At 65.9% G+C, this 13,521-nt stretch carries 10 protein-coding genes; 5 read left to right on the top strand and 5 right to left on the bottom strand.

Features of this window, described 5'->3' with window-relative positions; all coding sequences use genetic code 11:
- The first annotated feature begins 19 nt into the window (after positions 1 to 19).
- From ABG80_RS19150 to ABG80_RS19165, 4 genes are all read left to right on the top strand, one after another.
- The gene (locus ABG80_RS19150; protein ID WP_058089152.1) at positions 20 to 4,729 is read left to right on the top strand and encodes a hypothetical protein; all 4,710 of its coding nucleotides are present in this window, start codon (positions 20 to 22) and stop codon (positions 4,727 to 4,729) included.
- A 117-nt stretch (positions 4,730 to 4,846) separates the two neighbouring features.
- Positions 4,847 to 5,689: a thymidylate synthase gene (locus ABG80_RS19155; RefSeq protein WP_083506303.1), complete on the top strand. Its 843-nt coding sequence runs from the start codon at positions 4,847 to 4,849 to the stop codon at positions 5,687 to 5,689.
- A 12-nt stretch (positions 5,690 to 5,701) separates the two neighbouring features.
- Positions 5,702 to 6,196: a dihydrofolate reductase gene (locus ABG80_RS19160; RefSeq protein ID WP_058089153.1), complete on the top strand. Its 495-nt coding sequence runs from the start codon at positions 5,702 to 5,704 to the stop codon at positions 6,194 to 6,196.
- 172 nt (positions 6,197 to 6,368) lie between these two features.
- Entirely contained in the window at positions 6,369 to 7,124 is a 756-nt protein-coding gene (locus tag ABG80_RS19165; RefSeq protein WP_058089154.1) for a TerC family protein, read from the top strand.
- Positions 7,125 to 7,173: 49 nt separating this feature from the next.
- Here the strand turns inward: ABG80_RS19165 and ABG80_RS19170 are convergent, their stop codons facing one another.
- Together ABG80_RS19170 and ABG80_RS19175 are read right to left on the bottom strand one after the other, a co-directional pair.
- Positions 7,174 to 8,058: a GGDEF domain-containing protein gene (locus ABG80_RS19170; RefSeq protein WP_058089155.1), complete on the bottom strand. Its 885-nt coding sequence runs from the start codon at positions 8,056 to 8,058 to the stop codon at positions 7,174 to 7,176.
- Positions 8,058 to 8,348 carry a hypothetical protein gene (locus tag ABG80_RS19175; RefSeq protein WP_058089156.1) on the bottom strand — a complete coding sequence of 97 codons (291 nt, stop codon included), beginning with the start codon at positions 8,346 to 8,348 and terminating at the stop codon, positions 8,058 to 8,060. Before ABG80_RS19175 ends, ABG80_RS19170 begins: the two co-directional genes overlap by 1 nt.
- A gap of 184 nt (positions 8,349 to 8,532) precedes the next feature.
- Between ABG80_RS19175 and xth the strand changes: the two genes are divergently transcribed.
- Positions 8,533 to 9,315 (top strand): exodeoxyribonuclease III, encoded by a 783-nt coding sequence (gene xth / locus ABG80_RS19180; RefSeq protein ID WP_058089157.1) that lies wholly within the window; start codon positions 8,533 to 8,535, stop codon positions 9,313 to 9,315.
- Positions 9,316 to 9,321: 6 nt separating this feature from the next.
- Here xth and mutY read toward each other — a convergent pair whose 3' ends face one another.
- From mutY to mutM, 3 genes are all read right to left on the bottom strand, one after another.
- Positions 9,322 to 10,422, bottom strand: a complete 1,101-nt coding sequence (mutY, locus tag ABG80_RS19185; protein ID WP_407638777.1) for an A/G-specific adenine glycosylase — start codon at positions 10,420 to 10,422, stop codon at positions 9,322 to 9,324.
- A gap of 31 nt (positions 10,423 to 10,453) precedes the next feature.
- Positions 10,454 to 12,487 carry a dynamin family protein gene (locus ABG80_RS19190; RefSeq protein WP_058089158.1) on the bottom strand — a complete coding sequence of 678 codons (2,034 nt, stop codon included), beginning with the start codon at positions 12,485 to 12,487 and terminating at the stop codon, positions 10,454 to 10,456.
- A 141-nt stretch (positions 12,488 to 12,628) separates the two neighbouring features.
- A complete protein-coding gene (mutM, locus tag ABG80_RS19195; protein WP_058089214.1) occupies positions 12,629 to 13,459 on the bottom strand; it encodes a bifunctional DNA-formamidopyrimidine glycosylase/DNA-(apurinic or apyrimidinic site) lyase in 831 nt (276 codons plus the stop codon).
- Positions 13,460 to 13,521 lie beyond the last annotated feature (62 nt).

The raw sequence follows: 13,521 nt of genomic DNA on the forward strand, positions 1-13,521 counted from the left end.
AATCCCTGGAGCCTGATTCATGGCCAAACAATCCATCCTCTGGACCGCCCTGCCCTTCGGTCGCGTGAGCGAGGGCCCGCAAGCCGGGTCCCTGCGCCTGTCCATCGTTGTCTCGCCCCGCCTGACCCCGCAGAACGCCGCCGAGCAAAAGCTGGGCGCAGCCGGTTTCGCCGACTTCCACAACTGGCCTGAAACGCTCGACCAGGTCAAGCTGGGGCTGCGCATCGGCAACCAGACGGTGCCGGTGCAACGCATCTCCAAGACCGACCCGCAACTGTGGCAGCAGGTCTTCGGCCCCGACACACCGGTGGCCGGCTTCACCTTCCGCGACATGAGCCGGGTGAACCTGCGCTCCTTCCCCGTGCGCCACGTGCTGGGCTTCGTGCGCGAGCACCACGGCCGCATCGCCCAGGCCAACCCGGTGACCCCACCCACGCTGCTGCCCTGGCGCGGCGCCGACCCAGCACTCAAGGACATGCTCACCGGCCTGGGCACCCGCGTCGAAAAAATAGACCTGGGCAGCACCTCGCTGGAGAAGATGCACCCTGGCTTCGACCGCTTCTTCGATGACCGCCGGGAAGAAGCACTCGAAGCGGTCGTCGACAAGCTCGTCTTCAACGATCAGGGGCGCTACCGGCACCCGGTCACCGGCATCGATGGCAAGACCAGCGAGAAGTCAGCTGCGCCTTTGCGCGTGCTGCCCTCCGAGTGGCAGGATCCCGACCTGGGCGGCCCCGACGCCATCCTCATGGACCACTTCGAAAGCGCGGCCGAGTACACCTTCTACCAGGCCAACCGCTTCTACCGCCGCCGACCGGCCACGAAGGCCGAGCAGGCCATGCGCCGGCCGAACTTCGCCAACGTGCCCGCCGCGCCCAAGGCCCCCGAGTTCGACTTCCACCGACTGGTGGCCTCGCTGTCCGACATGCCGCAACTGCTGCGCCGGCTCGGCCTGATCATCGACGTGGTGCTTCCCGCCAACAACCCCATCGCACAAGCGCTGAAGAACCAGCCGCAGGCCGAAGGCACGGTGGGCGTCGAGGTGTTGTCCTGGCCGGGTCACGACCTGGGTGCCGACCGCTACCCTCGCACCGCCTGGCGCGCCACCCCGCGCCGCTTCGTCACCCGCGCGCGCACCAGCGACCAGCAAGACGGCCTGTTGGCCCTGGCCGGCACGGTCGATCCGACGCTCACGCCCACGGTCAAACAGCGTGGCAACTTCGACCTCTTCCAGGTGGACCCGGATGGCGCCGCGCTCAAGACGGTCGACTTCCTGCTCTCGGCCCAGAACCTGGTCGGCCGCAGCATCAAGTCCGGCACCCATGGCGCCGTCACCTACACCACGGGCGACAAACAGCCCGTGGCCGCACTGCGATCAGGCGGCCTGGGCATCTCGCGCCATGGCCGCGCGGCTCAGGTGGCCATGCTGGCTGCTGCCACCAAGCTCAAGAACGATGCCGCCCAGGCCTCGGCCGACGATTCGCGCAAGGTCGTGCTGTTCTCGGAAGACGTGACCCGCGGATACCGCATCGACGTCCACACCCGCGACAAGTGGCACAGCCTGTGCGCACGCGAAGGCGACTACACCCTGCAAGCCACCGGCGAGAAGATCGAACTCAAGCCCGATGAGGGCTACATCAAGGGCGCTTCGACCACCGGCGACGGGCAGGACGACCACTACCTGCACGAGACCCTCTTTCGCTGGACGGGCTGGAGCCTGGTTGCGCCCCGCCCGGGCCGCACCATCCTGGCCGTCGATCAGCCGGGCAGCGGCCTGCAAGGCGAAACCGTCACCGAGGTCGACGACCGTGCCGAGAAAGGCCACGGCGTCCTCGCCCAGTTCAAGGCTCAAAAGGGCACCCTGCCCCGCCTGCGTTTCGGCTGGACTTACCGTTTCCGCGCCCGCATGGCCGACCTCGCCGGCAACAGCCTGGCCCTGGACGATCCCAGCCTGAAAGAAGACGCCCAGGTCACCGAACCCGTGCCCTACCTGCGCTTCGAACCCATCGACCCACCGGTGCTGGTGCACGCCCACCGCGTCAGCGAAGGTGAATCTCTCGAGCGCCTGGTGCTGCGCAGCAACCACGACAGCACGCCCGCCGACTACCTGCAGTCGCCCGACTTCAAGACATCGACCCAGCAGCCCCCTTCCGCCGACTTCGCCTACGTCGCGACCTGCGACCGCCACGTGGTGCCGCCCAAGTCCTCGCAATTGCAGTGCGAGCAGCACGGCCTGTTCGACGAAGCCATGGGCAGCGGCGACCCCGCCCGCGTCAAGGCCGCCTACGCGCTGGCTGGCCGCGAGGCGGGCACGCTCTACGACCAGACGGACGGCAGCGACATCGAACTCGTGACGCCCACATCGGTGGCCGCATCGGCGCGCACCGACTCGGTCCCCCCGAAACTGCCCGACGCCGAGCACCCCACCGGTGAACGCCTGGTCGGTGGCCAGTACATCGTCCACCACGAGCACTTGGTGCAAACGCCTTACCTGCCTGACGGTGCCGCAGCGGGACTGGCCATCACCGCGCTCACCCGTGGCGACATGCGCCGCATCGGCGTGATCGAGCCCACCATCCTGGGTGAAGACGCCGCCATCGTGCTGGGCCCACAGGAAGAGTTGGTGATCGTCGTGCGCCATGGCAAGAAGTGGCCCGACACCACCGGCCTGCGCATCGTCATGGCCGAGCGCCAGCCCGCCCCTCAAGTCGACGACGACACCGCCCAGGAAGAGCCTGTCACGGCCGCCGACCGCCCCGTTTGGGACGCGGACAAACGGGTGCTGACCCTCTTCGTGCGCAAGGGCCACATCGCCCGCCTGCGCTACGCCAGCCTGCTCGACAGGGCGTTCCTCTCGCACATGGGCCTGCCCCTGTGGAGCAACAGCGGCGCCGAGTTCCAGAAGATCGCGCGTCGCGCCCTGCTGGGCCTGCACTGGATGGTCACGCCCCAGCGCGAGCTGACCCTGGTGCACGCCACGCAACAGCCCGTGTGCACGCCGCGCCTGCTGACCATCGGCGTGCAGCCACGCCAGCCCGGTGACACCTTCGCCGACCTGCAGGCTCGCGTGCAGCTGCACGGCCCCAGCACGGGCAAATTCGAGGTCGAGGCCGAGTGGGACGAATGGCTCGACGACCTCAACCAGCCGGGCCCCGTGCACCGTGTCATGAGCGGCCAGCTCGCCGAGGTCCCGTTGGCCGACAACCATGAGAACCTTTTCAGCCTGTCTGCCGCTGCCGAGGCACAAAGGCCCCCCGCAGGCAACGCAGGTGGAGGCAAGGGCGACCGCGCCCTGGGCAACCGCCACGAGTTCGGCGACCAGCGCTTCCGCCTGGTGCGCTACCGACTCAAGGGCACGACGCGCTTTCGCGAGTACCTGCCGCCCTCGCTGTACGCCCAGACCCCGCTGGTGACGCGAACCGGCCCGCAGGCGCTGCCAACCCAAGCCAACGTTGGCGCGCCAGGCGACGCAGGAGCGCCGGTGTTGTTCAACTTCGCGGGCAGCCAGCCCAACGGCGTCATCGTGCCGCACACCGGCATCCCCGACACGCCGCCGGTGATGTGCGTGCTGCCCACCATGAGCTGGCAGCGTCAGCTCGGTGCCGCTCGCACCGTGCAGCTCAGCACGCGCCTGGGCAACAGCCTGCGTATCTACATCGACCGTCCCTGGTTCCAGACCGGCAACGGCGAGTTGCTCGGCGTGGTGCTGCACCCCAACGACAACGGCGCCTTCAACAAGCTCACCGAGGCCCAGGTGCCCTTCGTCACCCAGTGGGGCCTGGACCCGCTGCATGACAGCGACCACCCCAAAGCCATCGCCAAGGCCACCGATTTCCCGGCCCGTGTGTTCACCGAGAACGTGGCCCTGCTGGAAAACGGCCAGACGGTGACCGTGGTCGGCCACCGCGTGCAATGGGACGCGCAGCGCAAGCTCTGGTTCGCCGACATCGAGATCGCCGCTGGCACCAGCTACATGCCCTTCGTGAGGCTGTCGGTCGTGCGCTACCAGCCGCATTCGCTGCCAGGCAGCAAGGTGTCGCGCACCGTGCTGACCGAATTCACCCAGGTGCTGCCGCGCCGCAAGGCCGTGGTCAAGCGCGTGGGCCAGCGAGACTTCTCCGTGACCCTGCACGGCCCCGTGCCCGAATACGGCCCGATGCGCCTGCTCAACGATTCGGCGCACATCGGCATCTCGCTGATCCCGCAACCGGGCACCGAGATCGAAAGCGGCCGCAACCGCATCGAGCTCGTGCTGCAATCGCGCGACCCGCAGATCGACTCCGACCTGGCCTGGAGCGACGTCAAGGTGCTCGCCAGCGGCCTGGCCCTGCCTCCCGGCGCAACGCTCGACCGGGTGCCCGGTGGCGTGTTCGTGAGCCCCGCAGGCGCTGTGACCAAGGCCGGCGACGCGGCCGCGATCAAGGTCAAGCCCGGCATCGTGCCCACGAACACCAAGCCCTTCACGGTGCTCGACCGCCTGGGCGAGGTCCAGCGCTTCGAGCGCGAACTCAACGTCACCCTGCCACCGGTCTTCGAGCTGTTCGACCCGGCCATCTGGCAGGGTCGAGCGAGCTTTTCGGCCACCGACCCTGCCCCTTACCGGCTGGTGGTGCGAGAGTTCGAGCGCTACTACACCGACCGCACGATCCCCGAACGCCATGGCGAGCGGTTGCTGCAGCGCCGCGTGGTCGAGGAGCGGCTGGTCTACACGGAGTTCTTCCCGATCTGAGTTCCTCAACAGGCAGCAAAACCTCCCCCGGGCTTTCATCACACGAGAGACCGGACCACCTCAACAGCCGGGATAATCCGGCTGTTGCCTTTTCTGGCGCCCATCTCCGACCTCGACGTGACCAGCCCCACCGCCCAGCGCCCCGTGCGCAGCCAGTACGAAGACTTCATGCGCCACGTGCACACCCACGGCGTGCTCAAGACCGACCGAACCGGCACCGGCACGCGCAGCGTCTTCGGCCACCAGATGCGCTTCGACCTGTCCGAAGGCTTCCCGCTGGTCACGACCAAGAAGGTGCACCTGAAATCCATCATCGTCGAGCTGCTGTGGTTCCTGCGTGGCGACGACAACGTCAAGTGGCTGCAAGAGCGCGGCGTCACCATCTGGGACGAATGGGCCCGTGAAGACGGCTCGCTGGGCCCGGTGTACGGCGTGCAATGGCGCAACTGGCCCAAGCCCGACGGCACCCACGTCGACCAGATCACCGAAGTCGTCAAGCAGCTCAAGACCTCGCCCGACTCGCGCCGCATCATCGTCAGCGCCTGGAACCCCGGCCTGATCGACCAGATGGCGCTGCCGCCCTGTCACGCCTTCTTCCAGTTCTACGTGGCGCCCGCGCAAGACGGCGGCCGCCCCAAGCTCAGCTGCCAGCTCTACCAGCGCAGCGCCGACATCTTCCTGGGCGTGCCTTTCAACATCGCCTCCTACGCCTTGCTGACCCACATGCTGGCCCAGCAGTGCGACCTGGACGTGGGCGACTTCGTCTGGACGGGCGGTGACTGCCACATCTACAGCAACCACACCGAACAGGTCGAGCTTCAGCTCAGCCGCACGCCGCACCCCTATCCCCTGCTCAACATCAAGCGCAAGCCCGCCTCGATCTTCGACTACGAGTACGAGGACTTCGAAGTGCTCGAGTACGAACACCACCCGGCCATCAAGGCGGCGGTGGCGGTCTGAGGACGGGCCAGGATGTCGAACACCCCTCGAACGCTCTCGCTGATTGCCGCCGTGGCCCGCAACGGCGCCATCGGCAAAGACAACGCCCTGCTGTGGCGCCTGCCCGAAGACCTGAAGTTCTTCAAGCGCACCACGCTGGGCTGCCCGGTCGTCATGGGTCGCAAGACCTGGGATTCCATCGGTCGCCCCCTGCCGGGTCGGCGCAACATCGTCATCACCCGCAACACCGCGTGGCAGGCCGAAGGTGCCGAGGTTTTCCATGACCTCGCCAGCGCTTTGGCAGCCACGGCCGATGCCCCCAAGGTCTTCGTCATCGGAGGGGGCGAGCTCTATGCCCAGGCCCTGCCCCTGGCCGACGAGCTCGTGCTGACCGAAGTCGATGCCGACTTCGACGGCGACACCTTTTTCCCTGACTGGGAACGCAGCGCCTTCACCGAGGTCAGCCGCGAAACCCACACCGCCGATGCCGGCTGGGCTTATCACTTCGTGGTTCGGCGACGCAGCTGAAGTCGCGCCTGGCTGAAAGCTGCGGCCAGCTGGCGCTTTCGATTCGGTTTTTTCGAATCATCGACGCCATAAATTCGAAGTAACTTGCGCGAATGATGCGCCTGGTTTGATCAGACAATGCTGGGTTTTGCCCAGCATTCGGCCCCCCTCTCACCCCCAAGACCGCCAAGCCATGGACTTCCTGCTCGACCCCAACATCTGGATCGCCTTTGCGATGCTCACCGCCCTGGAGATCGTCCTGGGCGTGGACAACATCATCTTCATCTCCATCCTGGTGGGGCGCCTGCCCGCGGACGTGCGCGACAAAGCACGCCGCCTGGGCCTGGGTTTTGCCATGGTCTCGCGCCTGGCGTTGTTGTTCTCCCTGAGCTGGGTGATGGGCCTCAAGGACGACCTGTTCCAGCTCCTGGGCCAAGGCATCAGCGGGCGTGACCTGGTGCTGCTGGGCGGCGGCCTCTTCCTGCTCTACAAGGCCTCCCATGAAATCTTCGTGGAAGTGGAGGCTCGCGAACAGGACGGCCCACCTCAGACCGACCCCGCCACCGTCAAGGCTGCCGGCACGCGTCTGTTCTGGGGGATCATCGGCCAGATCGCCATCATCGACATCGTTTTCTCGCTCGACTCCGTCATCACCGCAGTCGGCATGGTGGACCAGATCGGCGTCATGGTGGCTGCGGTCATCACCTCGGTCGGCGTGATGCTGTTCGCGGCCAAACCCATCGGTGAATTCGTCGACGCACACCCGTCGGTCAAGGTGCTGGCGCTGGCTTTCCTGGTGATGGTCGGCATGGCCCTGACGGCCGAAGCCTTCGAAGCCCACGTGCCCAAGGGCTACATCTACGCCGCAATGAGCTTCTCACTGGTCGTGGAAGCGCTCAACATCCGGGCTCGCAAGAAGCGCCTGGCGGCGGCCGCCTCGACCCGCTGAGCCAAGCACCGAGCAGGACAAGGGCCTGCCGCCACAAGGCAGGGGTGGCTCACGCCACCCTCACCTCGGTCACCAGGGGGGCCAGCATCGACACCACGCGGTTGCGACCCTCGCTCTTGGCCCGGTACATGGCCTGGTCGGCCCGGCCCAGTGCCACCTCGGGCGACTCACCTGGCAACAGCACGGTCACACCAATGCTGGCCGTCAGCCGCACGTTTTCATCGGTGAGCCGGAGCGGGTGATCCGCCAGCAGCCCTCGCAGGCGCTCGGCCACCCCCTGGGCCTGCTCCACCGAGGCGCGGGGCAACAACACGGCGAACTCTTCGCCACCCAGGCGTCCCATCGTGTCCTGCACGCGCATGCAGCGCTGCGCCACCTCCACGAAATGCCGCAAGGCGTCGTCGCCAGCGCTGTGACCCCAGGTATCGTTGATGCGCTTGAAATGGTCGAGGTCGATCACCAGGATGGGCAGAGCAGGCCGCTGACCACCGCCATCACTGAGCTGCTGCAGGCGATGCAAAAAGGCGCGACGGCTGTGCACGCCCGTCAATTCATCGCGGTCCACCAGCCTGCGCAACTCGCCATGCGAGTACTCGGCCACCAGCAGCAGCACGCAAAAAGCCATCACGTTCATCGCCACGGCCGACTCCAACAGGATGAACGGTGAGATGGCCGTCATCCGCGCCAGGCTCATGGGCCCACTCAGGTCGAAGGAAAACAGCCAGGGGCGCCCCAGCATGAACAGGCCATGCAGCAAGCTGACTGCCGCCAACAGGTAACGGGCGGGATAAGCGCGAACGCCGCCCTTGGCCATCGCCTGCGCGGTCAGCACGAACAGCACCCCCAGCGACAAGCTGTGGATGAGGAACCGGGCCGTGAAGTCCGGGTGCACCGACGTGAAGTAGACCGCCACGGAGGTGACGGCTCCGATCATCAAGGCACCGATCCAATGAGGGGGGGTGGCTCACCCACGTGGCGCCTGGCGCCCACGAAGATGAAGTAGCCCATGCCCAGCAACAGCCCTTGAGCCAGGGCCACCGACACGACACCGGGCCAGCGCCCTCGCAGGAGCAACTCCAGGCATGCCAGGAAGCCCAGGCCGTGCGCCAGGCTCCACCAGGTCAGACCAGGCACCAGGCGGTTGATGCGCCAGACGGTCGCCATGACGAGCGACATCAGGCCCATCAGGATGGTCATCAGGATCAGCAGGGTGGGACTGTGCAAGGTGTCAACAACTGGAAAACAACAAACCAGGTCGCAGCCGCACATTGTGTCACGTGGCCTGCGCACCGACGCATCCGCCATTCATCGTCCACCAGGCGAAAAGCTTGAGCGGTTTTTCACGCTCTTACAACGACTCATCGCACCGGGTTAGGATCCGCGCACGCCATCTTGATCTGCTCGCGCTGTGAAACTCGCCACCTGGAACGTCAACTCCCTGTCCGTCCGCTTGCCCCAGTTGCTTGACTGGCTGGCGGCCAACCCGGTCGATGCCCTGGTGCTTCAGGAAACCAAGCTCACGGACGACAAGTTCCCGCAGGCCGACATCGAAGCGGCCGGCTACCAGTCTCAATGGTTCGGGCAAAAGACCTACAACGGCGTGGCATTGCTGAGCCGGCAAGCTGGCATCGACACGGTGCGCAACATCCCTGGGTTCTCCGACGAGCAGGCGCGCGTCATCGCTGCCACGGTGCCGCATGCCACGCTTGGCAGCGTGCGCGTCATCGGAGCCTACTTCCCCAACGGCCAGGCGCCCGACAGCGACAAGTTCGTCTACAAGATGGCCTGGCTCGAAGCGCTCAACGCCTGGGTCAAGGACGAGCTCACCCGCCACCCTCACCTGGTGCTCATGGGCGACTACAACATCGCGCCCACCGACGGCGACGTCTACGACCCGGTCGGCTGGAAAGACCAGATTCACTGCACGGTGCCCGAACGCGAGCATTTCCAGCGCCTGATCGGCCTGGGCTTGACAGACGCTTTCAGGCTCTTCGAGCAGGCACCCAAATCATGGAGCTGGTGGGACTATCGCAACCTGGCGTTTCGCAAGAACCAAGGCCTGCGCATCGACCACATCCTGGTCAGCGATGCGCTCAAGCCCAAGGTCAAGGCTTGCCACATCGACAAGCAGCCGCGGCGCAACGAACGCCCGAGCGATCACGCACCGGTGATCGTCGAGCTCAGCGACTGACCAGGCTCATTCGCCTAGCAGCCAGCGCTGAAATGGCTTGGGCAAGGCTTTCTCGCCCTGCGCCAGCGCAGACAAGCTCACCCATTGGCCCTCGCCGAGCAGCGGCTCGGACACACGCGACATCACTCGCCTCACATCGCCTTCTTGCGCCACGCTCGCCTGCGCGCGGGCCAAGTGCAAGCGCCAATCAAGGTGGGTGAGCACGTGCGTGACTGGGGGCTGAAGTTCAGCTGGATGCGGCCAGGCTGCCTTGAAATCGACCTCCGAGGCAAACATGGGCAAGGTCCACAAACCGGACCAGATGCCGGTGTGCGGCCGCTGAACCAGCCAGACCGCATCGTCCTTTTGCAGCCAAAGGCACCAGTTCTCACGCTGGCTGCGCTTGAGCTTCTTGGTTTTGACAGGCAGGCGCTCGGGCTCACCCTGTTTGCGCCCTTCACACAGGTCTGACCATGGGCACGTCAGGCAGGCCGGTTGGCGCGGCGTGCACAGCGTTGCACCCAAGTCCATCAGGCCCTGGGTGTAAGGCACCATGTCAGCTGGCTGGACAGGCACCAGCGCCTGAGCCGCCTCGGTGAGCGCACGCTCATGCGCTCGCACGGAAAGATCGCCCTCCCAGCCCAGCACGCGGCTGAGCACCCGCCTCACGTTGCCATCCATGATGGAGATGCGCTCACCAAAGCAGAAGGCCGCAATGGCCGCCGCCGTCGATGGCCCGATGCCCGGCAACTGCTGCAAGGCAACCGCGTGGACAGGGAAGCTGCCAGCGTGCGCGTCCCGAATCACCTGGGCACAACGGTGCAGGTTGCGTGCTCGGCTGTAGTAGCCAAGCCCACTCCAGAGGGTCAACACCTCGTCGAGCTCCGCATTGGCCAGCGCCACCACCGACGGAAACCTCGTCAAGAAGCGCTCGTAGTAACCCAGGACCGTGCTGACCTGCGTCTGCTGCAACATGATCTCCGACAGCCAAACGCGGTACGGGTCGCGCGTTTGCTGCCAAGGCAGGTGGTGCCTGCCTTGCGTGCGCTGCCAGGCCACGAGGCGATCCGGCAGGTCGGGGTGCAGTCGTTTGGCCCTGCCCATCAAGGCGGCCGCGTCAGGTTCCATCACAGCTCAAGCAAACAAGCAACGGCAAGACTCAGGCTGTCTCTCCAGCAGCCGGCACATCACTCACCTGCCCCAGGTTGAGGTCCAACGAAAGCGCCTCGATCGCCGCAGCGCTGGGTTGAGGCACCTGGGCCACGTCGGCCTGCGCGCTGGGGTCGGCCATCTCACCGAGCTGATCCATCAGCGTTTGCAGGCGAGTCTGCAACTGCAGCACACGCTCATCTTGCGCTTGCACTTCCTGCAGACGGGTGTCGAGTTCGTTCGAGGCCGACTGGATTCGATCAAGCGACTCGTAACGGCGCTTGAAGTTGCGACGACGCTCGCGCAACTGGCTGTCGACCTGGGCCGAAGCCGTCTTGTTCCACAGCTCGATGTCGTTGCTGATGGTCTCGAAGACCACGCGCAGACGCGAGATCAGCATGCGGCGGAACTGCTCCTGAAAGCCAGGCTGCGCCAAGCGGAAGGCCTGGCTCAGCCCCAGGTACTGCACGTAGTTGCGCTCGATGAGGTTGAGGTCATCGGTGTACTTGCGCACATCCAGCGGCACATCGGCCACCAGGCTGAAGCCGAACTCGGCGTTCAGGCGCGAGAACGAAGCCACCAGCATCGCGTGGATCTCGTCGTTGCGCTGCTGCGCCTGCTCGATGAGCTCACGCAGGCGGGCACACAGATCGACGAAGGCTTTGCGGGCCCCAAGGGGCAACCAGGAGCCACCCAGCACCTGCTGCAGCACGTCGACTTCTTGACGCAAGCGCTCGGAAGACAGGTCATGCAACATGCTGCGCAGCATGCGCGCGTGGATGCTGCGCATGGCGTGCAGGCGTGCGGTGCACTGCTCGAACTCGGCCGCCTCGGCCTGCACCCGCTGGATCATCAGCTGGACCTTGCCCGAGCTCTTGCCGCGCAGGCCACGCAATTCGTGCAGCTGGTCGGCATGCAGGCGCCGCATTTCACCGAAGCGACGCGTGAGCTGCTGCTGGAACTGTTGGGCCCCCGACCACGAGGCCTGGGCCAGGTTGTCTCGGCGCCTGGGCAGCAAACCTTCGGACAGGGCGTGCTCGAAAGATTCCAGGCGACTCTGAACCAAACCTTGCGCGTCACCCGTCAGGCGGGCCGCAAGGGCCTGGCGCGCAGAAATCGGGAACACGTTCTCCGTCGGGATCTCGAGGGTCTGGGCAACGCTTGCGCACTGGCGGGTGATGACCTGCTGCACCTGTTCGGGCGTGCTCAGCGGGTCGGCCAGCGTGTCGATCTTGTTGAGCACCACGTAGCGGGCCAGTGCCGGACCACTGAGGTGGTCGCGCCAGATGTCGAGGTCTGACTTGGTCACGCCCGTGTCGGCCCCCAGGATGAACACCGTGGCGTGAGCCTGGGGCAGCAGGCCCAGCGTCAGTTCAGGCTCGGTGCCGATGGCGTTGAGCCCGGGGGTGTCGAGCACCACCAACCCTCGCTTGAGCAGCGGATGAGGCAGGTTGATGCGCGCGTGACGCCACACCGGCACCTCGACCTGGCCATCGGCAGACAAGGGCGGGTTGTCTGTGGGGCGCTCAGCGTCCCAGAAGCCCAGTGCCGTGGCCTCTTCGGGCGAAACCATGCGGGTGCGCATGACTTCTGCCAGGGCCTTGGCCATTTCATCGGGGTTGGCCAGGTCCAGCACATGCCAGGTCCAGGCCTTGGGCTGCACACGGTACTCGGCCAGCGACGTGGCTTCCAGCCGCGTCTCGATGGGCAGCAACGACAGGCCCACCGGGTCTTCTGCGTCATACCCCAGCTCAACCGGGCACATGGTGGTGCGCCCAGCCGAAGCAGGCATCATGCGACGCCCTTTGTCAGAAAAGAAGATGGCGTTGATGAGCTCGGACTTGCCGCGAGAGAACTCGGCCACGAAGGCCACCATGAGCTTCTCGCCAGACAGCCTGCGGCGCATGGCCTCGAACCACTCCGCCGAGCCATCGTCGAGCAAATCGTGCTCACGCGCGAAGCGGGCCAGCGCGGCCAACCGGGCATCGGTTTCGAGGCGCCATTGACCAAAGGCGTCAAGGTGGCTGGCGAATGTCGGCTTCATGTGGTTGATCCTAGCGCATGGAACACCGCCCATTGCATCTGGTGCAAGCGAGTTTGGGACAAAAGGTACATCGTTATCGGCAGATGGCAGCCGATGCCCAATCGATTAATGCCCCGAAGCTGAGTCCAACTTCACGCCAACTCACCGGCGCTGACAGGTGCCGCAAAAGAAGGTCGAACGCTGGGCTTGCACGATGCGCCTGACGGGCGAGCCACAGGACCTGCAAGCCTGCCCCTCCCGGCCGTAAACCTGGGTCGCCAACTGAAAATGCCCCTGGCTCCCATGGGCGTCGCGGAAGTCACGCAAGCTGGAGCCACCTTGCTCGATGGCCTCGGCCAGCACGGCTTTGACTTCCTGGAGCAAGCGGGCCGCTCGCGGCCGGCTCAGCTTGCCAGCCTGCAGGCGAGGGTCGATGCCCGCGCGAAACAAGGCCTCGCAAGCGTAGATGTTGCCCGCACCCACCACGATGTCTCCAGCCAGCAAGGCCTGCTTGATCGCGACCCGCTTGCCCACCAGCGCGGCATGAAAGTGCGCCACGTCGAGCGCCGCATCGAATGGCTCCAGGCCCAGGCCCGCCAGCAGCCGGGCAGGCAGCCCATCCTGCAGCGACGCGCCCCAGATCACCGCCCCGAAGCGGCGCGGATCGGTCAGCCTGAGCACACCACGGTTGGTGTTGAGCTCGAAATGATCGTGCGGCCCAGGCTCGCCAGGCGACCACTTGAAAGCCAGCGAGCCCGACATGCCGAGGTGGATCAGCAGCCCGCCCGAGCGATCGGCAGGAAGCACCAGAGGCAGCCAAAGGTACTTGCCTCGGCGCACCACCTCACCCACCACACCGCCTCGCAACTCGTCCACGTCCAGCCCGAGGGGCCAACGCAGCGGCTTGCCCAATTGAGCAGACAACACCTCGGCACCAAAGATGCGTTGCGCAAAACTGCGACGGGTGACCTCGACTTCCGGGAGCTCTGGCATGGGCGGGATCATAAAAGCTCGGTAAAGGCCCGACAGGCCCGATGTGGAATCGAGGGCACAGA

Source organism: Aquabacterium parvum (assembly GCF_001447195.1).
Classification (GTDB): domain Bacteria; phylum Pseudomonadota; class Gammaproteobacteria; order Burkholderiales; family Burkholderiaceae_C; genus Aquabacterium; species Aquabacterium parvum.

Coding starts and splice junctions, on each gene's coding strand:
- ABG80_RS19150 (WP_058089152.1), top strand. CDS start 20: ATGGCCAAACAATCCATCCTCTGGACCGCCCTGCCCTTCGGTCGCGTG.
- ABG80_RS19160 (WP_058089153.1), top strand. CDS start 5,702: ATGTCGAACACCCCTCGAACGCTCTCGCTGATTGCCGCCGTGGCCCGC.
- ABG80_RS19165 (WP_058089154.1), top strand. CDS start 6,369: ATGGACTTCCTGCTCGACCCCAACATCTGGATCGCCTTTGCGATGCTC.
- ABG80_RS19170 (WP_058089155.1), bottom strand. CDS start 8,058: ATGATCGGAGCCGTCACCTCCGTGGCGGTCTACTTCACGTCGGTGCAC.
- mutY (WP_407638777.1), bottom strand. CDS start 10,422: ATGGAACCTGACGCGGCCGCCTTGATGGGCAGGGCCAAACGACTGCAC.
- ABG80_RS19190 (WP_058089158.1), bottom strand. CDS start 12,487: ATGAAGCCGACATTCGCCAGCCACCTTGACGCCTTTGGTCAATGGCGC.
- mutM (WP_058089214.1), bottom strand. CDS start 13,459: ATGCCAGAGCTCCCGGAAGTCGAGGTCACCCGTCGCAGTTTTGCGCAA.